Here is a 22,040-nt window from a genome sequence, read left to right on the forward strand (position 1 = left end):
GGAAGGCGCGCGAAAGATCGCAGCCGATGACGGGCTGTGGCATGGTGAGGGCTCCTGTCCATGTCATGCGGGATCGAAAGTCCCAAGCAACTGTTCAGGGTTGAGCAAAGGTGGAAGGGACCCATGCTCCCAAACGGGCTCCAGACCCTCGGGGGGGACGGGCTCCCTTCCGCTATACATCCTCGCACATCACCAACAGACAGGGGGGGGGGGGGGGGTAGCTTCAATAGCAGAGGCGGCGTCAGCCGCCCGTCCGCGCAGCGGACGCCTTAACCCCAGCGATCGTGCTTTTGCACGAATTGCGCTTACGGAGCGACCGAGGTCTGTTGCTATGTCCGTCACCGGCTTGGCCGTCGGGTACACGCGCTCAAGTAAATCTTCCTCGTCGCGCAGCCAGAAGCGCGTCGGCTTCCATTCGTTGTGCGTATACTGCGCGCTTGCGCGCCACTCGCCAAGGGTCTCGTATAATGTCTTGCTGAGATCAGCGGGTTCGGGAGGCGGCCCAACCTTTATCGGACGCCTGTAATAGCGAAAGCAGACTGCGCTCTGCAGCATCGACCCTCAATCCCTGGTGTTCGAACGGTGTGAATGTATCCTTTCGATGCAGCATAGTACAAAATGTTCCACAGTTCGCCCTATTTTTAACACTATGTTTAGATCCGTGGGGCTACAACTAAACGGCGAGTAACTGCCAAAAATACCCGCTTATGGCTCATACGCATAACAGGTATGCGTTCTACGCCTATCAGCGACGTGCCATTCCCAGGTGACCGTGCGCGCTCCGAGTTACACACGAGTTCATTATTCTCCCCACGAACAAGCAGATTCAGGAAGCGAGCCGCAATAATCAGTTCGCGGCACATTTTCTTGCTGGGGAAGGGCTGCGCGATGTCGAACGAAGAGCGGGAGAGTAATGACCGAGAGAATGACAAGAGGCCGGATTGGCTGACCTATAAACACGCCCGGCAGGCGTTGGCCCAGCCACGGCGGGACCTTATGCGATTTTTACCACCATCGAGACCGGTCCCCGCAGGGCTAAAAGAGCCATGAGGACTTTCGCGAGGGCGGGGTTAACAATCCTCATACTGGCGTCTTCTGTCACCCCAGAGGTGGTGCGTGCTGATGACACGCCTGCCGGGTGCGAGGCCCTGGTGCAGGCGGCGGCGACCGGGATCGCTGCCGACCTCAAGGCGGATGACGCGACGATCCATCAACCTCAGTCGGTAACCAAGTTCACCTGTCTGGGGAATTTCTTTAACGGTATTGGGCTCGATGTCCTTACCAACGGGATCAATATAGCGAGCATCGCCCAGGCGGCTATGGGTAAGGTGTGCTCGGAACTGACGTCCGAGTGGGAGAGCCTGCAAGGCGCCGCACAGTGCGGATTGTCGGTCACCGGGCTCGACACGAATTTCAACCTCGGCCTGGGCGCGGGCAGCTTTTGCCCGACTATCAATGTCGGCGGTGGCGGTGACAATCTTCTTAACGCTGGCATGAATGCCTCGGGGAATGTTTCGTGGGATGTCTCTGGGCGCACACAACTTCCCGACGGATATTCGCTTGCTTTGATTGGAAGTAGCACCGGCTATTCTACGGTGGAACAGTAATGGCGCGGCTCACAAGTTCCTTCATGCGGTTTTTGGTCATTGTTGCGTTCTCGTTCATTGTCGGCACGATGAGCGCGCCCCGCCCGGCCTATGCGCTGTTTGATAGCGTTCCGATCGTGCACGCGATTATAGAAATGCAGGCAGTGCTCAATGGCACGCTGTCGGCCTTCCAGAATATGGTGAATCTGGCGCTTGGTCGGATCAATGGGGTTCTTGGGCCAGGCTTCGCCCAGCTTAGCAATTACATGAAGGCGCAGGTCGGGGCGCAAGAACAGATTGCCGATGCAACTAACATGGTGAATGCGCGGCTGGCGCGCGAGGTGCGAAATTCTGAACAACGCAACAATCATGCCGTAAACCGGCAGGACTGTCTGAATCTCGAAGGCGGGCAGGCCGCCGTCGTGGCGGCGAGGAAGGGTGGCGACGTAGCGGCTGCCCTAGATTCAGGCAAAAGCGGGAGAGCCGAGGCTCACAAGGGTACGCCTGCATGGGAGGGGGCCGGGCAGGCACAGCAGGCCGCCAACAATAACCATTTCAGTCTATATTGTTCAGACGCGGAAGCGGATGCGGGCGTCTGCACGCTCGCGTCCCAGGAACAAAAGGACGCGGACCAGAACGCAAGCAGCCTCCTTACGCCGCCTGTCTATGTCGACAAGCAGGCAATTACGCGGGCGAACGACTATGCCACAACGCTGATCCAACCGTCGCCTCCGGCAGCTCTGCGCGGGAGCAGCCTTACGTCTATCGAGGGACAAGGTTCGCTTCCTGGGCGCAGGTCCTACAACGCGGCTATCACATTGGCGGAACACGTCACCGATGGCGTCCTGGGTTGGCACGCGAATACCGTGTCGCTGAGTTCCGCGCAGAAGGCGGAGGCAACACGGGAAGGAATAACGAATACCGATGCCGGCAGCGAATACGAGGCGACTGACCTCGAGATAAACCGGAAATATAGTGGTACGGATTGGCAAGCTGACCTTCAGGCAATGCCGGCGCCAAAATCCGTGCTCGTTCAGATTGCGCTGCTCGATGCTCAGCGGAACTGGATTCTCTGGCAGCAATACAAGCTGGAGCAACAGCGCGCATTGATGGAGGCAACAAGGCTCTCCATCGAAGCCGAGCGCCGTTTACGACCGGTCACGCCGATGCCGGTTCCAACCTCAACACTGAATTAGAGGACTTCGTCATGTCGGAAACAGGCGTAGCCGCATCTGGGCCCCTTGGAATGGCGCTGGCAGCGCTCGACGCGCAGCAAGCTCGCGTGCCCGAGGCGGAGCGCGGGCTCGGAAAAGAAGTGGCCGATTTGCGAGAGCGGCTGGAGGAGAACCCCCGCCTGGAAAGCGACGCCCGTTTCACCACGGAGGTCGCTTGGCTTGTCCAGGATTGGAAGGCGCTTAGCGGCACTGGGGAGGATCCCAAGATTTCCCCGCTCCTCGCTGCCGGTCTCCGCAGCTTCGCGACGGACCTTCCCGGTCTCGAGAACGATGAAATGAAGGGAATGCTCCGCAAGGCGGGTGATCTTGAGGATCGCTCACTCGCCCGAGACATCAGGCAGCAGGCGCTTCAGGTCGCAGAGATGACGCCGGAGGACCAGGCGTCGATTGCGGCAGCAAGGATCGCCGCAGTGCTTGACTACCGCCTCGGTCGCGCGAACGCTGCACCTGCACCTGCACCTGCACCTGCACCTGCACCTGCACCTGCACCTGCACCTGCACCTGCACCTGCACCTGCACCTGCACCTGCACCTGCACCTGCACCTGCACCCGGAACTCCGCCCGAGCAGGCGGAGGCCTCCGAGCCACGTTCCCAGCCGGAGAATGGTCCGCTGAGCGGCGGGGATGGGCAAAGGCCGTCTGAAAGCCCGGCGGCTGGCTTTGCGGACAGCGATCCCTATCCTCCATCGGGAGGGGCGGCACCGGAAATGCCTCCAGGTGAGGAGGAGGCGTATTTGCGCTCGCTCGGCGTTGAGGCCGACCAAGGGCGAAGGGCAGAGCGTCGTTCGACAGACGGAGGTAATCGAACCGCGAGGCCCCTGGATGCGGAAAGTCCAACTGGCACGACCCCTGATAATTTCAACGGCGCGGAAGGCCCTGAGGCACGCGAGCAACGTGCGCGCCTTGAGGAGGACCATAGGGCGACGACCGCAGAAGACAGCAGGCCGTCGGAGGCCGTGAGGCCGGGTCCCTCCACACAGAATAGTGGCGGGCCCGGTCGAGACCCCTTGTCCAGGGAGGGAGATTACGAGTCCGGTCCCGCAGCGAAGAGCCAGCCCAGCACGCAGCCGACTGCAGACAAAGCAAAGGCGCACGCCGCCGTTTTTGGGGGTGCCGTTCGCAGTGCATTGGGAAACTTCATGGCCGATCGCCGCGAGCAAAGTGACGCGCGCCATCTCGAAGGACGAACCCGCAAAGTTCGCGACGCTAGCCGGGCGGTTGAAGAGGATCTCGGAGCGCTGAGGAAGGTAGGGCGAGATTTCTTCGAGGCGTTCGACGAGGCTACCGCGAAGGAGGGCGCCAGTGTCGAGAAGGTAATTGCAGGCATGACCGAGAACGGGGCGTATGGGGATCTGAGGAAGCAATACCACACTGCGCTCGATCAGACGCCCGGCTTCGCTGACGCCTGGGAAAAGCTTAGGAAATCCGCGGGGCGGCTTGGGAAAGAGGCGGAACTTCTCGCATCCGATGCATCCGTACGCGGGGCCTCCGGCGACGCTTCGGTGAAGGCGGCAGAGGAAGAGGCCGCGAAGGTAGGACACAAACTCGAAAAATTGCCGGGCCATGAGCCTGGAAAGGATTTTATCAAGGAGGTCGGCGCTGCGCTTGAAAGGCTGGTGAACCGCTTCCGCGATTTTTTTACAGAAGACCGAAAGCGGACGAGGGACCGGGCGCCAGATAACAGCCCCAGCCCTGGGGCCTGACCAAATGGGCCTGTTGAGAGTCGAGAACCTCAAAAAAGGCGCCCGCCACGGTGTGATCGCCCTCGCGATGCTCTGCGCTCGTTTCGGAACGGCGTTCGCAGATACAGACCCGTCCTCAATTTCCTGGAGCGACCTTAGCGCGGGGGACGATTGGAGCGCCCAAGTTCTGGACTCTCTGTTCCCAATGACATCCGGCGGCTCAACGGCTGCCGGCACGATGCTTCAGTACATTTCTGCCTATGTGATGCTGATTGCCGCATTCTGGATCACGTACGGCTCCGTCGTCCAACTGCATAGGACCGCAGAGTCAGGCAAGATTCTTTCGGCGCACTTTTCTGGCTGGGCGCCGATACGGATCGTGATGTCCGTAGCGCTCATGGTCCCCGTGGCATCGAATAATGGGTTCTCCGTGGGCCAAGCCATCCTTGTTCAGGACCTGGCTAAACCCTCGATCGGCATGGCCAGGAATCTTAACAACGTGGTGGCGAAAGCGGTTGGCCCTGATGCATTGCCAATTGCCGAGCCAATTATTCCCGGGACACGTCAGGTCGTGATGGCGGTCATGGAGAGTGAGTTGTGCCGCGCACTGGTTGGGGCCGCGACCCACAACCCGCTCGTCGCGCCCGAGCCTTCGGTCGTCAACCCGGGGGGCGGAGCCGCGGTAACAGTTGATTATAAGCTGTCATCGGGGAACGCGAGTGGCACGTCCGTCTGCGGGAGCATCCGGGTGAGCATCCCGAGCCAAGAGGGACAGCACGCGCTTGGGACGACGATCGATCTCTCCGACGTGTCCGCGCAACAAGTGACCGCGCTCAAAAGCCTCATAGAGGCTGTCCGACCGCCGATGGAGACTCTGGCCACGACGTTGTGGCAGACCCGTGATGCAACCGCGTTGCGAGCCATGGACGCGGTCCTGGTGTCCGCGAACACAGCATATTCGGCCGCGTTAACCTCTGCCGCAAGCACAGCCGTAAGCAAGATCCGAGCTCAATACTCTGACGGGGCGTCCTCCACCACCGATTCTGGCTATTTGGCGATGAAAAACCTCGGCTGGACAGGGCTTGGCGCCTATTATCTCGAGATCTCGCGGCTCAACTCTGAAGTGCTCGCTGTGGCGTCGATCGTCCCTTCGGTGACTCACCCTAACTGGCAGGGGCTCGGTCACGATTTAATGCTGGATCTCGCAGCTTCCGCGGATGCCATCGAGCGGTACCAGGCGACTGAAGAAAAGCAGCTTGCAGCCGCTGACAGTCCGAGCGCTCCCAATGGGGCCATGCGCCTGTATCACAATGGGGAGATCCCAGACTCTGCCGAGAGCGGGTTGGACAAAGCCCTCCAAGCGGTTGGCGTGTCGAACGGCTTGATGACGTTGATTGTGAATCATCTCATCTCACCTACGTCGGGCACGGGTTGGACCGACCCGCTCGGCGCGATGATAACCCTCGGGCACATTCTGATTCACACTGCGCTGGCAATCATCGGGGGCGCGGCAATCGCCAGTAGCAAGACTGCTTCCGGTCTGGCGACTGCCGCGAACCTCGTGACGGGTGACCTGCCTGCGGCTGCTGCCTCTGCCACCACATTTGCATTGAGCGGGTTGATCAAGGCGCTACTGACACCGATTTTCGCGGGCGCCTTTCTGCTGCTCGGTCCTGGGATCACTCTCGCGTATGTGCTGCCAATGACGCCCTTCGCCTATTGGACAGTGGGTGTCGCGGGTTGGTATCTGGTCGTCATCGAGGCTGTTGTCGGGTTCCCGCTTTGGATGCTGGCTCACATGGTATTCAAGGGCGACGGTCTGCACGGTGGCGGCCTGCGCGGGTATGAGGTTTTGTTCACCATCATCTTCCGACCGGTGATGATGATCGCAGGTCTTATCTTCAGCTACACAGTGTTTGCGGCCATATCGTGGTTGATTATGAAAGGCTTTACAGTAGCAACCGGCTTCGTGTTCGATCATGGGTGGCTTCTGGACAATATGATCGGTCTGATCGTGCTCCTATGCATGTTTGTCACGATGGAAATGAGCCTCGCGGTCATGGCATTCCGGCTGATCTCAACATTGCCGCATCACATTCCAGCCATGGCCGGCATGACCAGCATTGGCCGTGTCGATAGTGACGACTTCTCCGACAAAAGCACTGGGCAGGGTCTTTCCACGCCCACGGAGAAGGCCGCGGGCTTGGCGAGAGACACAGCGGTTGGCCTTGGAAACGGAGGCAATGGTCCGGAAAACATAGACAAAGCCGGCGCCCCGCCTGTAGATTCGGCGACGAGGTCGCTGATGATGATCGCTGGCCAGGAAGAAGAGTAGGTTTAAGGGATCCGGCGCATGGATATGCTTGCTTACGACAAACTGGTTCGGATTACCAAGGCGACGGAGGCAGCTGCGTCCGCGATGGCTCGTGCGCAGAAACAGGGGGTGGCGGTCCCGCTCTCTCAATATAACGAACTTGCCGACATGTATAATAGTCTCGTTGTGAAATATAATGCACTGTATCACGAACGCGATCGGCAGAAAGAGAAGTTGGCCGAATGGATTGAATATGGCGACAAGACTGCCGCCCGTAGGGACGAATTAAAGGAAATTGCGCAGAACTCCCTGCGCCGAGAGAAAACAATTGCGGAAGAGCGGGATGCGTTGAGGGAGCGCGCGAGAGCCCTAGCGGAAACGTGCGACGACTTGACCGCCAAATACCAAGACCTGTGCACCAAGGGTAAAAATTGGGCCGACATGTGGAAGGCCCGAGCGGAGGCGGCTGAGAAGGAACTGGCCGATCTCAAAAGCGCGACTAAGCCCGTCTCGCCGTCCAAGGCAGCATGATGCACTGGTGCCGCGTCTCCGCCGTAGTGGTCCTCGGGTTGGGCGTCGCCGGATGCGCGCACGGCAACATACGGTCGGTCGCCTCTTACCATCCGCCGCCTCCGCCCCATGTGAAGCAATCCCTGTTTGACCCATACGCGCCGTACGGCTCCACACCGGCGGTGTGGCGGCCGGCGTTGGCCTCACGGGCCGGGACGATCGTCAAACCGAACGATCCAGTGGACCAGGCCGATCGGCCGAGCTACGAGACCAGCGCCTGGTCGATCGATCAGAAAGCTGCGAAGGCCGGGACGTTCTGAAGCGGCCTGTTCAGGGCAGGATGTATGCCAGAAGGCCGCCTAAGGCGACTGCCGCGCATCCCGAGCGCAGGAAAACAAAGCCGAAGAGGTTAAATTCGATCACTCCTACATCTCCTCTCGCATCATTTTTGTGTCGGAGAGACCATTTTTCACCATTTTTGTGCTACACTTACCGTTCTTGGGCAAGGTGGCCCGTTTTTCACAGGTGGTGGAATGGCTGGCACAGGCACGACTTGCGGGGGACTATGGCTCGCAGAGACTTTCAAAGCAGAGCCCTTTGGCGACCTGGCAGTGAGAAGTTACATCGGAACCAACCGCCGCACGACAGACCTCGGCCCCTATATTACCGAAATCTATCCTCCCCTGATGTATCCCGGAGACGGAGCGGCCGAGCACCTTCAGTTCCATATCCGTCATGAACCCATAAACTTAGAGCTGCTCTCGCGGGTCTTCAACGTCGCCGGTCCCCGGTTCGTCCAGGAGTGGGTGAACAGCAAACCCACAAGTCAGTACGCCCGGCGCGCTGCGTTCCTGTACGAGTTCCTCACTGGCGAGGATCTTCTTCAGCCATCGGGTTTGCGAGGATCTTACGTTTCAGCGCTCGACAGACAAAGGAATCTGTCTGGGAATATAGTGGGAACGGAAGACCGCATCTCGAAATGGAAAGTCATCAATAATATGCCCGGGACGAGGTTTTTCTGTCCGGCGATACCGCTTTCCGAGCGTCTTATGGAGGCATTTAATTACAATATCTCACGACACTATGATGAAATTGTTGAGGAGTTCGGCGCGGAATTGCTCTCCCGTTCTGCTTCATGGCTCACAACACGAGAAAGCCGGGCAAGCTTCGCCATTGAAAAGGAGTCTGGAGAGACTAACCGCATCCAGCGTTTCGCCCAGGTTATCGCGACGTGGACCGGTCATGATGGCCCGCCTGCCCATGGAAGTGACGCTCCAGACGGTCGCAAGCCGTGCGCAAGCATTCTGTCGGAGCAGAGACTGGCCAGGCTTCAGCAGGCCATCCTAGGCGACACTGCTTTGCTCCCATCCTGCGGATATCGAAAGTCTCCCGTTTTCGTGGGCCAGACATCCCATCACTCGCAGGTCGTGCACTATTTGGCGCCCCCGGCAGAAGACGTGGCGGTCATGCTTGAGGGCATTGAGACATTTCTGGAGCGCACGCAATACCAGTCACCAGTCATGCGAGCCGCCATTGCATCTTTCGGGTTCGTTTACGTCCACCCGCTCATCGATGGCAATGGCCGCGTGCACCGCTTTCTCATCAATGACATTCTGCGTCGGGACGGTGCGACCACGGAGGACGTCATTCTACCAGTGTCCGTCGCTATTAATGACGACCCAACCAGCCGCCGTGCCTATGACGACGTCCTGGACAAAATTTCCAGTCCTCTGATGAATCAAATTAGGTCATACATCTCGTTCGCCTCAAAGCCGACAACGTATCCCGACGGCATGGAATCAGATCTCGTCTTTTCTGAGGACGGCATGGCTCGGCCAACCTGGCGATATGCCAACTATGCTCCGCATGTCATTTACATGGCCGATGTGATCAACACCACCATAGTTCATCACATGCGGGCTGAGGCGGTTTATCTCCGCAGCCACGATAACGCCCGGCTAGCCCTGAAGGAGATTTGCGAGATGCCGGATACGCTGGCGGACGAGATAATCCGCTCCGTGACGGGAAACAATGAAGACAGCGTAGGCAGGAAGCTGCGTCGCGATCATTCGCAGGTAACGGATGAGATGTGGGCGTCATTCGTGCAGGCCGTCAGAGATGCCTTCGCGCCGAAGAGGTGATCGTCCACAGATCTCCTCCAGCCCTATCCGGTCGAAGTCCTCGGGCGCCCGGATATTGCCGGCGAGGAACCCCAAACGCTGCTTGTGCTGCTGGCCCGGGGCGTCAATCGGGGCCACCCGGACTACCGGCCGGCCGGCCGGCTTCGGCGAGGTGGCCATCCTGCGATACCGTCCGGATTCACGATCGCTCCATGCAGTGCGCTTCGTTCATCGCGGCCAGACGTTGCCGCCGTCCGAGAGGAACGTGGAGAAGCTCCCGCTGCGGCCGGTGCGCGCCTGCCAGTTCGTGAGAGCAAACACCAGGAACTGACCGCCGAGCACGACGCCGATCGCGACGCGCATGATGCTTGCGGGGGCGAAGATTCCCACGCCATCGACAAGGACGAGCCAGCACCAGCAGGTAAGGTCAAACAGCAGCAACGTGGCGAAGAGCCTGCCAAGAGTCCTGCTCCGCGCCCGTACCGGCTTAAGGCGCTGAATCGCGTTCTGGTCCCCTTCCGTTTGACCCGGGCCCCGAGCTTCAAGAGTGTCATCGACGGCCAGCGTTGGCGCGTCATAGACTCCGAGCAGTCCGCCTTTCGCCGTTCGGTACGCCGGTCTGAGGGCCATCGTGAAGGGGCGGGCGAGCCAGCCGACAACGCCGGCGACGCCGCCCCGGGTTCCGCTCCGCCGCCTCACGACGGCAGGCTCGCGAGAAACTGCGCAATATCATCCGGCATACCGGTTTCCTGGCGCGAGGCGCCCGTCTTGTCTTTCCAGATGAGAGTGGGCGTTCCGCGCATTTTCACGGCGTGGGCCGCGGCCAGGTTCAGCGTCAGTTCCGCCGAGGCGGCTGCGTCCGGCTCCTGGCCTGGGACCGCGTGTCCGACGTCGCTGATACGGCGCCACGCGCGGGCCATTTCCTGTGACGGCGCGGATAGCATCTGCATTGCGGCTGGTGTGCTTGCGCCGCCGTTTTCATGGTCATTGATCGCGACAGGGACGAGCGCGAGTTGGAGCTTCCCGCTTTCAACGTAGGGCTGAAGGGCTCCGAACGCTCGGGTCGAAAACGGGCATAGGGGATCGATGATCATATAGACGCGGGGAGCATTCTGCCGGCCGTCCACGCCAAAGTGGGCGGCTGCCAGCCGGGCCACCGGATCCACGACCGCATCGGAATGTGGGAGGTCGTCGTTCGCCGAAGAAGAGGGCAATGGCGCCGGTGCCCAGTGGGCGGTTGGGATCGCTCCCGGTATCTCTGCGACCTGGGCACGAGTGACGTTGCGGCCGCTCGCATCCCACATGACGCCGCCGATTTCTGCCTGGTCATCCGGGGTAAGGTAGAAGACCCGGAATTGATCTCCAGTCCGCGCGAATACGCCTCGTAGACCATGCTCCTCTTTCAACCGGTAGAGGACCGCGCCACGGCTCGTGATGCGCGTAAGGGCAGGTGATGCGGCGATCTCCGCGGCCGTAACGCGGGGCGCGTCCGTCAATAGGGGGGGCGGTTGAGTGATAGCTCCTGTGGCGATCGGCTCGGGAGCGGGGCAGGCGGTGCCGGCGATCGCCACCGTCGGGACGCTCGCGACAAGTGCTGCATAGGCAAGGGTTCGCATTGCAAAATTCCTCCTTGCGGTAGCATGCCGCGGTTGTTTGTGACCGGACGCATGGCGCTCGTGCGCGCAGTCACAAACGTGACGGGCATGGTACGCACGACAGCAACTGCGTGAGAGATTCCCCGTGTCCCGTTTGATTCTATTCGTGGCCTTGGTGGGTGCGCCGATCCTCTGCGGCGCACCGGCTCATGGTCAGCACTTGTCCCCCGAGCAACTGGATCGCCTCTCCCAGGAGCGGCAAAGCGAAATCGGCCCGCGAGACTGGGGGACGCCACCCGCGAACGGCAAGGCGGCAGTAACGGTAGCCAAGCCCACACCCGTCCCGACCAGGTGCATGAGCCCGGCGCACGACTTCGAGCCGCTTTTCCAGGAGCCGCGTGCCTCGTCGCAGCGTGTCGGGTCTGCAGCACCGCAGATCGCGGTGACTGACGACGTGCAAGCCGGGTGGCGGAAGGTACTGCGGCGAGGGACGAACTACGCGTGGCTGCCGGACGCGGATGTCCTCGACTATCGGCCGCTCGTGCCTTCGAACCCGACACGCTGTGAGGTCGCCGGCGAGGGGAGTGACGGCCGGGTGTTGTTCACGCACCCTAAGCTGTGATGGGTGCGCCCTTCTACCGCGTGGTCGTCGGCGCGGTCTTGACCGGGCAGTTGCTCCATGTCTCCCCGTCTGCGGCGGCGATACCGGAGCAGGTGGTTCCGGCATATCCGGAAATTGGCGCGCCAACCTTCACCAGTCCGGGGGGGAGTGGTACGTCCAGCAGCGGGACCTCGGGGACGGCCACATCCTTTGATGGTGCGTGGGGCACATCGGACGCGTACGAGACGATGATGGCGCAGACCTACGGCGCTGATGCGGTTGCGGCCGCGCAGGCTGCCGGCATCAATCCGGACACACTCGCTGCGTTCGGGCAAATCGAGAGCCATTTTCAGAACGTCGGAAACGGTTCGTCGAGTGCAGATGGCGTCTGGCAGGTCACGGACGCGACCTGGAACCAATACGCTTCGCAATTGGGCCTCTCCGACGCGGACCGCAGCGATCCGGCGACGCAGGCGAAGGTGGCTAGCGCGATTATCAGTGACTACGCCAGCGCGGTCAGTAGCGCCACCGGAGGGACCGCCACTGGGGCCCAAGTGTATGGTGCCTACATGTTCGGAACGAAAGCCGGCTCAGCGATTGCAACGGAAACGGATGCAGCGACGCCGCTCAGCACGTTTGTTTCTGCGAAGGCGTTAGCGGCCAACAATATGACGGGATGGACGGTTGGCCAGTATGAGACGGCCATCTCAACTCGCATGGGCAGTGGCGCCACAGAGGCCGTGATCTCGTGAACAACGCTGAGCCAAAATGGACACAAAATCAAGGGTTTTTGTCATCAATTCTTCGTGATTGTCCGATTCGGGAATTGTTGCCCGACGGAAAGGGCGGCAGCGTGCAGTCACATCCGTGCTGCCAGATGGCGCGGGCATCGCGATTCGCTTTTGGAGGCTCAATGCACTGACAAACACCAGATAAAAGAAAACCCTGCCTCCCCCGATCGCCAAATCGGAAGAGCCAGGGCCCCAAAACCAAACAAACGCTATCAATCAAACAAACAATGCAATTTGATTGATAGCGCCAACTCCCTCGGTAACGCAAGCGAAAATTGCGAGCGGGAGTGTTTTGTCCGGGGCCTGGCATGGGAGGCGAGCCTTCCAACAGCCTCACCGCGGATCATCGAATGGATATCCCTGAAAGCGGGCGCGAGCCCGCGCTCCCACCGTCGCGCCAAGGGCGACGCCGGTTTACCCCGTCCATGGCTGCCGCCCAGGACGAACTGAACGGTCCTCCGCCGGCTACGCCGTCGAAGCGAGACATCCTGAACACGTTGAAGTCGTTAAGGGGTCAATTGCCTGTCAGTCGGTCCGCTACATCAACGCTGATCGCGATGATCGAGAAAACCCGGCCGGATGATTGGGAACCTCTCGAGACGCCGTTCATTTACGCCCACAACACCACGCTCATGAGTTGGACCGGGCTTTCGCGGACGGCGCTCCAGCGCCACATTCGGGAATTGGCCGACGCAAAGCTCCTGGTCGCCCAGGACGGGCGTAACGGTCAACGGGGCCGCCGCTGGCAGGGGGCAGATGGAGAAGTGCGGGTAGGATTCAACCTGTCCAGCCTGCGCTTTCGATGGCCGGAGTTAGTCGAGCTTTTGGCAGACGCGCGCCGGCGCCGGGAACGGGTTTCCTTCCTTTGCGGGGCGATAGCCGATCTCAACGATCAGGTGCGTGCAAGCGCCGAGAGAGCCGGCCTGGAGCAGATTGCCAGAGACGCCATGCGCCTTATGCGTGCTCGACTTCGGACCACCACAATCTCCAGGCTCGAAGCCTATCATTCCGAGATGGTTTCGCTCCACCAGGCGGTCGGGGACGCCGCTGGCGATATCGCTGTGGATAACCGTGTTGAATCATGCGCTTACACACCAGAAACGGAGCCCATGGGTCCTGATTTCGGCGCCCACTATACAGATACAAAAGACAATCAATCTCTAAATAAAGTAGTCCCTGTAGCGGCCAAAGGCCGCAATCGCATTGAAGCAATGCGGAGTGCGAAATCAGACGTTCCGGCCGACCTCAATCGTGTTGACGATCGCGCGGCCCTCAGAGGATTCAAAGGCACAGCGTTGTTCTATCTGGAGATTTGCAGTCGTTTACGTGAATTTTGCGTCTCGGCTCGGCCCAGTGCTGATGAGCTCGTCGTCGCGGCCGGATACCTATCTGGCGAAATCGGGGTTTCCTACCACGCCTGGACGCAAGCACGCGCAGTGCTTGGGCCCCTCCAGGCCGCTATCGCGATCATCATCATGGCCGCGCGCCTTGAACGCGGGGCGGTCATATATCGTCGCGACGCTTACCTCAGAGCCCTCACCGAGCGCGGATGCCGAAGCCAGCTTTACCTGGATCGCAGCTTGTATGCGCTTCGCGATGCTCGGGCCCGTGAGCTCGAACCGGCGCGTCGTGAGAAAGAGGGGAGTCACTCCTGGCACGGTTGCCCTCAACCGGAGTTACAAATACCGCACAGATAATGTTTGGGACGCCCATTACTGATCGGATTTGCGGACGATGGCCTCACTCGCGAGCATTCGCTGCCTACCAACACTTTTTTTGTCTCTCTTGCTGGCTGGGTGCGGCAATTCCGGAACGTTAACGCCGGGGAAAGACCGCATGCAGGCCGTAAATGCGGCTTTCAGGCCCACAGAGACAGGCCAGAAAGCCGGGCACGAAGGGTCGCTGGGTACCTTCTCGATCAGCCTTCGTGGCGGAACAGAAACACGTTCTCTGGTCGTCTCGACATCGGGCACGCCGGTGCCCTGGTCGCAGTTCACAGAGATCCCTTATGTCGGCGAACTGGACGTTCGACCGGGGAAACCGCCGGTGTCGGTCGGGAAAATCTTCCACGATGGCATGTCAGGGACCGTCAGCGCAGTGGTGGGCACGAACCATCACGTCACATTGAGGGTCGATTTGACGGACGAGGCCCTCTTAAAAATGGACCGCACAACCCTCTCGGGCGTCGGTACAATAGATTGTCCGGTGTCGCGGGACTTCGAATTCCACGGCGTCATCGACCTCGCAGATGGTGAATCGGCGACCCTGGGCACCTCTGGAGAAGCCGTCTGGACGGTGTCGTGGAGGTCCTTGTGAGGACCGGACGAAAGACGACGAAGACTATGGGCGAGCCGGCCATTCAGGAGCAGAATGGATCTACCCGACGCTCACCGAAAGCACCTTGGCGCCGTCGAGCGCTAGTGGACGCCTTCTTCATCGGTATTGGCTCTTTCGGTGGCGGCATGTTGGTCGGGCTGCAGGTAGAGTACAATCTCTCCCGCCAAATGGCTCTGCTCTCCCTCGAAAGCCGCGTCGCCATCGACGTGCGATGCGTCACCGAGGTACGGGCCTTCCGAGAGGCCATCCAGGCCAACCTCTCTCCCACGCAGCGAGAGACGATTCTTGCTCGCGTCAAGGCAGGGACCAGGTCGCCGCAGGTCACGGGCTCACAACGCGGGATCTTCGCCGCAGCGATTTACGGTCCCGACCCAGCCCTCGCGAGGGCCATCCGAGACGACATGAAGGAACTGCTGCCAGATAGGAAGCCGACGCCGTGAAACCCCGGACTGACATATCGCAGCGACGCCTTCTGAATCGCTCGGCGCATCTGAGGGGCGCAGTTCAGCCGCTACCTTAGTCGTTCCGAAACGCAGATGGATCAAAGCCGCGAGAGCTCTGATAACAGGCGGTATATTGACGGACGAGCTCGTTGCGGCCAGCAGAAGAACCAGAGTTACAAACGCCCACGCGATAATCCAGGGAAAGGAAATCGCGCGGGACGGTCGATGAAACTCTCTCTCAGGCTACTGGTCGGCTACACGATCCTCACGCCGGTGGCGGCGCTGGCTCAGGCGTTACCGGTCGGGGGTAGCTTCGTAGCGGGCGCGGAGTTATCGACTGGCAAGGTTTCTCTGTCGGCAGCGGTAAATCTGTTCAGTTTAACAACGGCTCGGGTGCAACGCTCAACCGCGTCACAGGCGGACAGATGTCCGAAATCGCCGGCAAGGTGAACGCGACCGGATCGGTTTTCCTGATCAATCCGAACGGAGTGGTCGTGGCGCCTGGCGGCCGCGTAGTCGTCGACGGATCCTTCACGGCCTCGACCCGTGACACGAGCAACGAACAGTTCATGTCCGGCGGACCGGTGACATTGTCCGGCTCGTCAAAGGGGCAGGTCATCAACAAGGGCGCCATTTACTCGAAAAATGGATCCGTGACCCTCTTCGGGCAATCCGTCGCCAACAGCGGTCAGATTCAGGCGGGCAACGGCACTGTCGCGATGGTCGCCGGCGACTCTGTGATCCTGACTGAGAAGAATGAACGCGACGGCATTTTTGTCAAAACAAAGTCGAGGACCAAGGGAGATGTAACGAACTCGGGCCGCATAGAAGCGGCGTCGGCCGAATTGAGATCCGCAGGTGGAAACGTATATGCGCTTGCTGGCAACCACGAGGGTGTGATCTCGGCAACCGGGGTGGTTGACGGCTCCGACGGCGTTTACCTTACGGCGGACGAGGGAACTGTCTCAGTCTCCGGCAAGGTGGCGGCGCATACAAGGGGCGGTGCAGGCGGGACGATCGTCGCAAACGGACATGATGTCGAAATTGGCGGAGCGGCTACGTTGGATGCGCGCGCCGTCGATGCGGCCAAGCCTGGCGGAACCATTTTAGTTGGTAGCTCCGCCAAAGGAGGCCACCAGCTCGCTACGAAGGTAAGCCTCGACAGCGGGGCGAAGATACTGGCCGGCGAGAGCAAGTCTGCGGGATACGTGGAGACGTCGGCGCGCAGTTTGACAACTGGCGCGATCACCGTCCGCGCTGGTGTCGGAGGAGAATGGCTGACCGATCCGGACGACCTGACGATCGACAGCGCCGCTGCGACCACGATTTCCTCAACGCTCAATACCGGCACGAACGTGACCGAGCAAACGACGAGTGCGACGTCAAGCGGCGTTGGCGTCATTGGAACCGGCGGAACCGGTGCGATCAATATCAACGCGCCGATCTCATGGAGCAGCGGAGCTGCGCTCACGCTGTCCGCATATGGTCAGATCAATTTTAACAGCGGCGTCACCGTTCAGGGTGCCGGGGCAGTCGCCATGACTGCACAGGGCATCAATTTCAATTCCGCGACCCTCACTTACGCGACCCAAGACAGCGGTTCCCTCAGCATCAACGGTAATCCCTTCACACTGATCTGGACACCGGCGGAACTGGAGGCGGTTGCCCCGAACGGACTTTACGCGCTGGCGAATAGTGTCGACCTCAGCAGCATTTCCAATTTCATCCCGATCGGAAATTCTGTCGCATCGGGATCTCCGGCCTACACCGCGTTCAACGGTGCTTTCATGGGGCTGGGCAACTACATCAACAATCTGACCATCAATGATGGCCAATATGCCTATGTCGGCCTTTTCGGGCAGGTCGGATCGCAGGCCAATATCCAGGCCCCGAGATTCAGTAATGCCAACATCACCGCCACCGCATCAGGCACAAGCGCCGGCGTGCTTGCCGGGAGCAGCGCCGGAACCATTATCGGGCTGTCGGCCTCCGGAACCGTCACCGCCAACGGAAATGCTGGCGGTGGGCTGGGACAGAACTCCGGGAACGTCTGGTATAGCTCCGCCTATGGAACGGTGACGACGACCTCTTATACACAAGCCGCGGCCGGCGGTTTCGCGGGCCTGAACACAGGCGCCCTAAATAACGTCAACGCAATCGTCAATGTCAGTAGCCCAGTAGTTTCCGGAGGCCTCGCCAACACCGACAACCTCGGAGGACTGGTTGGGTCCAATGTCGGCTACATTACGAACGCCCTGGCATATGGAAGCGTCACGAACGGCCAGGATGTCGGCGGCCTGGTCGGATGCAACAACTGTAACCAGCCCTCGACAAACGGAACGATCACCAGTTCATCCGCAAGTGGAAACGTCAGCAACGCATCTGACACCTTTAATTCGGACGTTGGCGGCTTAGTCGGTTATAACTCCGGCACCGTCAACACATCCTTCGCCACCGGCAACGCATCGATTACAGGTGGAAACACCGGATCGCTCCAATACAACAATGCTGGTGGCCTAATCGGCTTCAATGTCGGCGCGATTTCAAACACATACGCGATCGGAAGCGCCTCCATTTCCGGACCATCAACAGAAAACAAGGCCGGCGGCCTAATCGGTGCGACCGGAGTATCCACGAACGGGACGATCTACACGCCAGTCAGCGTTTCCGACTCTTTCTCGACCGGAACGGCCTCCGCGGCAACGGCCGGCGGCGCGTTTGGCTATTCCGACGGAACATCCATCTCGAACGTCTACTACAATACGGATACATCGGGACAGTCGGTTGGGGTCTCGAATGGCGTCTCCACCGGTGTCACAGGCCTGACCACGAGCCAGATGACCGCAAGCTTACCCTCCGGATTCGAGCCAGAGTCCTGGGGGAATCAGAATAATCAGACGACCCCCTATCTCACAAAGAGCGACCCGAGCCAGTCGATACCTCAGACTGTCTACTTCGGTAGCTCCGGCAGCTTCTCTGCCACCACGCCCGTCAGCTTGATCTTCTCGGCCAACAGCCTTTATCTCATCTCAGCCAATCTGAATGGAAATTTTGCTCTCGCAAACGATATTGATGCATCAGCGATTGGACTGTTCTCCGCGATAGGAGGAGAATCCGAGTTCCATGGCACGTTCGATGGCCTCGGGCACACAATTTCGAATCTGGCACTCAATCCGTATCTTCCTTACGTCGGCCTTTTCGCTCAGAACGCCGGATCGATCACGAATGTTAATTTCAACAATGCAGCCGTATCTGGAGCAACAGCATCCAATGGCGTTGGCGTTGTGTCCGGCACCAACTCCGGGACTATTTCCAATGTATCTGCGACAGGCACAGACGTATCAATAAGCGTTGCGACCGGCTTCAATACAAGCTCCAGTGCCACCTCGAACGATAGGACTCAGGTCGGTGGGCTTGTAGGAATCAATACTGGCACCGTCAAATATGCGTCGGCCGCCGGTACGCTTTCCGTGGTCGGAAACGCCAGCATTATCTCCGATGTGGGCGGCTTAGCCGGTGCCAATAGCGGTACGATTTCATCAGCATACGCCAATGCTGCCGTCTCAACCTCTGGCGCTCAATCTGGAGGTGTCGGAGGCCTCGTCGGCTGGAATGGATCCTCAACCGGCATAATCGCGAACGCATACACGACAGGAAGCGTCGGAAGCACATCCACAGCTGCAATGTCTGCTGGCGGCCTGGTTGGAAACGAATGGAGTCCTCAGGGCAACGTCTCTAACGTTTACGCAACAGGCTCTGTGAGCGGTCCCTCCGGAATGTCCACTGGCGCGCTGTTCGGAAACCTATTTTCCGACCAGTCTGCCGGCCCGGAAAGGTCAACCATCACTTACGAAAACGCCTATTACAACTCGGCGCTTGGCATCAGCCCTGTTGGTGACGGAGATAGCCACGGAACAACAGGCACGACCATTGCAACCCTGGCCGGAGCACTGCCTGCCGGGTTTTCGGCGTCGATCTGGGGAAACCAAAGCGGCGAAACTCCATACCTACTTGGGATCGCCGGGAACCAGCTTGGCTACTTTGGCGCCAGCGGGACTTTTGCTGCGACAACGCCCGTCTGGCGCGTTCAGTCCACCTTCGGCCTCCAAAGCATCAATGCCGCCCTGGCGGCAGATTACGTTCTGGTTTCCGATATTGATGCCACCAGCGTGTCAAATTTTGCGCCAATCGGCGGCACATCAGGATATTCTGGTATTCTCGATGGACAGGGACATGCGATCTCGAACCTGACGATCGATGACTCTACAGACGCCTATGTCGGCCTCTTTTCTCAGCTATCCGCCACAGGGAAAGTCTCCGGTCTCACCCTGGATAATGCCAACATTTCATCCACACTGACTGCAGCCAACATTGGGGTTGGAGCGCTCGTTGGCTGGAACAAGGGGGAAATCGACTCCTCATATGTCTCTGGCACCATCAATGCCAATGACACCAATACGAATTACTCCTCAACAACGGGATACGGCCCACTCGTAAGCATCGGCGGCCTCGCCGGGCGCAATAGTGGATCAATTCATGACTCGCACGCCTCGAATGCCATATCATCGACCACGGCCTATGATGGCACGAATGTTGGCGGCTTGGTTGGCGCCACTGACGGAACGATCTCTCAATCATCCGCTACTGGAAATGTGTCTTCTCAGGCGTCTGCAAACGTCGGCGGTCTCCTAGGATACACCGGGAGCGCATCCTCGACATCGACTTCGTATGCGGCTGGCACCGTGACGTCCGCACAGTCCGGCAATATCGGTGGTTTTGTCGGCTATTCAGGTGGCACCATAACAGATTCCTATTCAACGGGATCAGTGGCTGGCGCCTGGACGCCAAGCATCGGTGGCTTCGTCGGTTATAATGTCGCGACGGACAACACGATATCGAACTCATATACATCGAGTTCTGTAACGAGTGCGACTACTCAACAAGCGAAGATCGGTGCGTTTGCGGGGAGCGATTACGGAACAACGTCGAACGACTATTTTGATTCGACGACAGCGCTCTCCCAATTGGCCACGGGCGCAGGGACATCGACAGACGTAACCGGCCTAACAACGGCTCAATGGGCATCCGGGGGGTATAACCTTACCGACGGGGCATGGGTATCTGGAATTCCATATCCGGTGTTATCCGCGCTGCCATACAAGATCATCGACGTTAGCGGGACCCGGGTTTACGGATCTTCCGACGTATCCTGGTCCAACGCGGGCAGCAATCTTGATTCGCCCGTCTCCGGATATCAAACTCTGGCCACATCAACATCATCGGTCGGCTCCTATGCGGCATGGGGAACCGGTGCCACCAAGGCTGGATATCAGATCACATACGCTGGGACGAACACTGTAACTCCGGCTCATTTGGTCATCACGGCAGGAAATCTGTCCAGCGTCTATGGAACGACTCCGAGCCCTTCGGCCACGAATTACTCAACCAGTGGCCTCGTCAATGGCGATACGATAACGTCTGTCCGGATCACGACGGCGGCGACCGGATCTGTGCCAGTCGGTGTTTATCCCGTCGGGGCGGTTGCTGTCCGAGCAACCATGGCCCAGGGAGTGGGCCTCTCGAACTATGCGATCTCATACGTACCAGGCACGCTCACCATCAATCCGGCCTCGTTGACGATCACCGCGCTCAACCAAACCAGCGTTTACGGCACCACACCAAATCTCGGAACCTCAGCGGTTTCATCGGTCGGCCTGGTCAACGGCGACACCGTCTCCGCCGTCACCCTGGCAACGGCCGCCACGGGCGCCAGCAGCGTCGGCGCCTACGGCATCACCGCCAGCGGGGCGACCGGCACTGGTCTGTCGAACTATACCGTCACCTACCGGGGCGGCACGCTGACGATCGACCCGGCCGCGCTGACCGTCACCGCGCTCGACCAGTCCAGCACCTACGGGCAGACGCCGGATCTCGGTACCAGCCAGTTCAGCACCAGCGGGCTGGTCAACGGCGACACCGTCTCCGCCGTCACCCTGGCCACGGCCGCCACGGGTGCCAGCAATGTCGGCGCCTACGGCATCACCGCTGCCGGCGCGACCGGCGCCGGGCTGGGCAACTACACGGTCAGCTATGTCCCGGGCACGTTGACGATCGATCCGGCCGCGCTGACCGTCACCGCGCTCGACCAGTCCAGCACCTACGGGCAGACCCCGGATCTCGGTACCAGCCAGTTCAGCACCAGCGGGCTGGTCAACGGCGACAGCGTCTCCGCCGTCACCCTGGCCACGCCGGCGACTGGCGCCAGCAATGTCGGCCACTATGGGATCACCGCTGCCGGCGCGACCGGCACCGGTCTGTCGAACTATGCCGTCACCTATCGGGGTGGCACGCTGACGATCGACCCGGCCGCGCTGACCGTCACCGCGCTCGATCAGGCCAGCACCTACGGGCAGACGCCCGCCCTCGGGAACAGCGCGTTCTCGACCGTGGGCCTCGTGAATGGTGACACCGTCTCGTCCGTGGCACTGACCACAGCGGCCACGGGCGCCAGCAGCGTCGGCACCTACGGCATCGCCGCCAGCGGGGCGACCGGCACTGGTCTGTCGAACTATACCGTCACCTACCGGGGCGGCACGCTGACGATCGACCCGGCCGCGCTGACCGTCACCGCGCTCGACCAGTCCAGCACCTACGGGCAGACGCCGGATCTCGGTACCAGCCAGTTCAGCACCAGCGGGCTGGTCAACGGCGACACCGTCTCCGCCGTCACCCTGGCCACGCCGGCGACTGGCGCCAGCAATGTCGGCCACTATGGGATCACCGCTGCCGGCGCGACCGGCACCGGTCTGTCGAACTATGCCGTCAC

Annotated in this window: 15 protein-coding genes; 12 read left to right on the forward strand and 3 right to left on the reverse strand. The window is 60.1% G+C overall.

Annotated features, from left to right (window positions below):
- Positions 1 to 1,046: 1,046 nt before the first annotated feature.
- Entirely contained in the window at positions 1,047 to 1,607 is a 561-nt protein-coding gene (locus tag HLH25_RS18840; RefSeq protein ID WP_246402775.1) for a hypothetical protein, read from the forward strand.
- Positions 1,607 to 2,782 carry a hypothetical protein gene (locus HLH25_RS18845; RefSeq protein WP_182975546.1) on the forward strand — a complete coding sequence of 392 codons (1,176 nt, stop codon included), beginning with the start codon at positions 1,607 to 1,609 and terminating at the stop codon, positions 2,780 to 2,782. The genes HLH25_RS18840 and HLH25_RS18845 overlap by 1 nt, the downstream gene beginning before the upstream one ends.
- Positions 2,783 to 3,154: 372 nt before the next feature.
- Here HLH25_RS18845 and HLH25_RS20410 read toward each other — a convergent pair whose 3' ends face one another.
- Positions 3,155 to 3,409, reverse strand: a complete 255-nt coding sequence (locus tag HLH25_RS20410; RefSeq protein ID WP_246402778.1) for a hypothetical protein — start codon at positions 3,407 to 3,409, stop codon at positions 3,155 to 3,157.
- Positions 3,410 to 3,960: 551 nt separating this feature from the next.
- On the opposite strand from HLH25_RS20410, the gene HLH25_RS20415 reads away from it, so the two are divergent.
- The 4 genes from HLH25_RS20415 to HLH25_RS18870 all read left to right on the forward strand — a co-directional run bounded on the left by HLH25_RS20415 (position 3,961) and on the right by HLH25_RS18870 (position 9,468).
- A complete protein-coding gene (locus HLH25_RS20415) occupies positions 3,961 to 4,524 on the forward strand; it encodes a BAR domain-containing protein (protein WP_246402780.1) in 564 nt (187 codons plus the stop codon).
- Positions 4,525 to 4,528: 4 nt separating this feature from the next.
- The gene (locus HLH25_RS18855; protein WP_182975548.1) at positions 4,529 to 6,838 is read left to right on the forward strand and encodes a DotA/TraY family protein; all 2,310 of its coding nucleotides are present in this window, start codon (positions 4,529 to 4,531) and stop codon (positions 6,836 to 6,838) included.
- Between the two features lie 18 nt (positions 6,839 to 6,856).
- The gene (locus HLH25_RS18860) at positions 6,857 to 7,348 is read left to right on the forward strand and encodes a hypothetical protein (protein WP_182975549.1); all 492 of its coding nucleotides are present in this window, start codon (positions 6,857 to 6,859) and stop codon (positions 7,346 to 7,348) included.
- A 590-nt stretch (positions 7,349 to 7,938) separates the two neighbouring features.
- Positions 7,939 to 9,468, forward strand: coding sequence for a Fic family protein (locus tag HLH25_RS18870; protein WP_343065515.1), 1,530 nt, complete (start codon positions 7,939 to 7,941; stop codon positions 9,466 to 9,468).
- A gap of 207 nt (positions 9,469 to 9,675) precedes the next feature.
- Here the strand turns inward: HLH25_RS18870 and HLH25_RS18875 are convergent, their stop codons facing one another.
- Positions 9,676 to 9,888: a hypothetical protein gene (locus HLH25_RS18875; RefSeq protein WP_182975551.1), complete on the reverse strand. Its 213-nt coding sequence runs from the start codon at positions 9,886 to 9,888 to the stop codon at positions 9,676 to 9,678.
- Between the two features lie 254 nt (positions 9,889 to 10,142).
- On the reverse strand, positions 10,143 to 11,063 hold the full coding sequence (locus HLH25_RS18880; RefSeq protein ID WP_182975552.1) for a DsbC family protein: 921 nt from the start codon (positions 11,061 to 11,063) through the stop codon (positions 10,143 to 10,145).
- Between the two features lie 124 nt (positions 11,064 to 11,187).
- On the opposite strand from HLH25_RS18880, the gene HLH25_RS18885 reads away from it, so the two are divergent.
- From HLH25_RS18885 to HLH25_RS18910, 6 genes are all read left to right on the forward strand, one after another.
- Positions 11,188 to 11,664, forward strand: coding sequence for a hypothetical protein (locus tag HLH25_RS18885; RefSeq protein ID WP_182975553.1), 477 nt, complete (start codon positions 11,188 to 11,190; stop codon positions 11,662 to 11,664).
- Positions 11,665 to 11,891: 227 nt separating this feature from the next.
- Positions 11,892 to 12,395 carry a transglycosylase SLT domain-containing protein gene (locus tag HLH25_RS18890; RefSeq protein WP_246376980.1) on the forward strand — a complete coding sequence of 168 codons (504 nt, stop codon included), beginning with the start codon at positions 11,892 to 11,894 and terminating at the stop codon, positions 12,393 to 12,395.
- Between the two features lie 389 nt (positions 12,396 to 12,784).
- A complete protein-coding gene (gene repC, locus HLH25_RS18895) occupies positions 12,785 to 14,131 on the forward strand; it encodes a replication initiation protein RepC (protein ID WP_182975555.1) in 1,347 nt (448 codons plus the stop codon).
- 37 nt (positions 14,132 to 14,168) lie between these two features.
- On the forward strand, positions 14,169 to 14,750 hold the full coding sequence (locus HLH25_RS18900; RefSeq protein WP_182975556.1) for a hypothetical protein: 582 nt from the start codon (positions 14,169 to 14,171) through the stop codon (positions 14,748 to 14,750).
- Positions 14,751 to 14,854: 104 nt separating this feature from the next.
- Positions 14,855 to 15,211, forward strand: coding sequence for a hypothetical protein (locus HLH25_RS18905; RefSeq protein ID WP_182975557.1), 357 nt, complete (start codon positions 14,855 to 14,857; stop codon positions 15,209 to 15,211).
- A 335-nt stretch (positions 15,212 to 15,546) separates the two neighbouring features.
- Positions 15,547 to 22,040: MBG domain-containing protein (locus tag HLH25_RS18910; protein ID WP_343065516.1), on the forward strand; the 6,494-nt coding region annotated here is incomplete at its 3' end.

This window comes from Gluconacetobacter dulcium, assembly GCF_014174165.1.
GTDB classification, from domain to species: Bacteria; Pseudomonadota; Alphaproteobacteria; order Acetobacterales; family Acetobacteraceae; genus Gluconacetobacter; species Gluconacetobacter dulcium.

What these genes read in the sequence shown, in the direction of transcription:
- HLH25_RS18840 (WP_246402775.1), top strand. Translation starts at nt 1,047, where the DNA reads ATGAGGACTTTCGCGAGGGCGGGGTTAACAATCCTCATACTGGCGTCT.
- HLH25_RS18845 (WP_182975546.1), top strand. Translation starts at nt 1,607, where the DNA reads ATGGCGCGGCTCACAAGTTCCTTCATGCGGTTTTTGGTCATTGTTGCG.
- HLH25_RS20415 (WP_246402780.1), top strand. Translation starts at nt 3,961, where the DNA reads ATGGCCGATCGCCGCGAGCAAAGTGACGCGCGCCATCTCGAAGGACGA.
- HLH25_RS18855 (WP_182975548.1), top strand. Translation starts at nt 4,529, where the DNA reads ATGGGCCTGTTGAGAGTCGAGAACCTCAAAAAAGGCGCCCGCCACGGT.
- HLH25_RS18860 (WP_182975549.1), top strand. Translation starts at nt 6,857, where the DNA reads ATGGATATGCTTGCTTACGACAAACTGGTTCGGATTACCAAGGCGACG.
- HLH25_RS18880 (WP_182975552.1), bottom strand. Translation starts at nt 11,063, where the DNA reads ATGCGAACCCTTGCCTATGCAGCACTTGTCGCGAGCGTCCCGACGGTG.
- HLH25_RS18890 (WP_246376980.1), top strand. Translation starts at nt 11,892, where the DNA reads ATGATGGCGCAGACCTACGGCGCTGATGCGGTTGCGGCCGCGCAGGCT.
- repC (WP_182975555.1), top strand. Translation starts at nt 12,785, where the DNA reads ATGGATATCCCTGAAAGCGGGCGCGAGCCCGCGCTCCCACCGTCGCGC.
- HLH25_RS18900 (WP_182975556.1), top strand. Translation starts at nt 14,169, where the DNA reads ATGGCCTCACTCGCGAGCATTCGCTGCCTACCAACACTTTTTTTGTCT.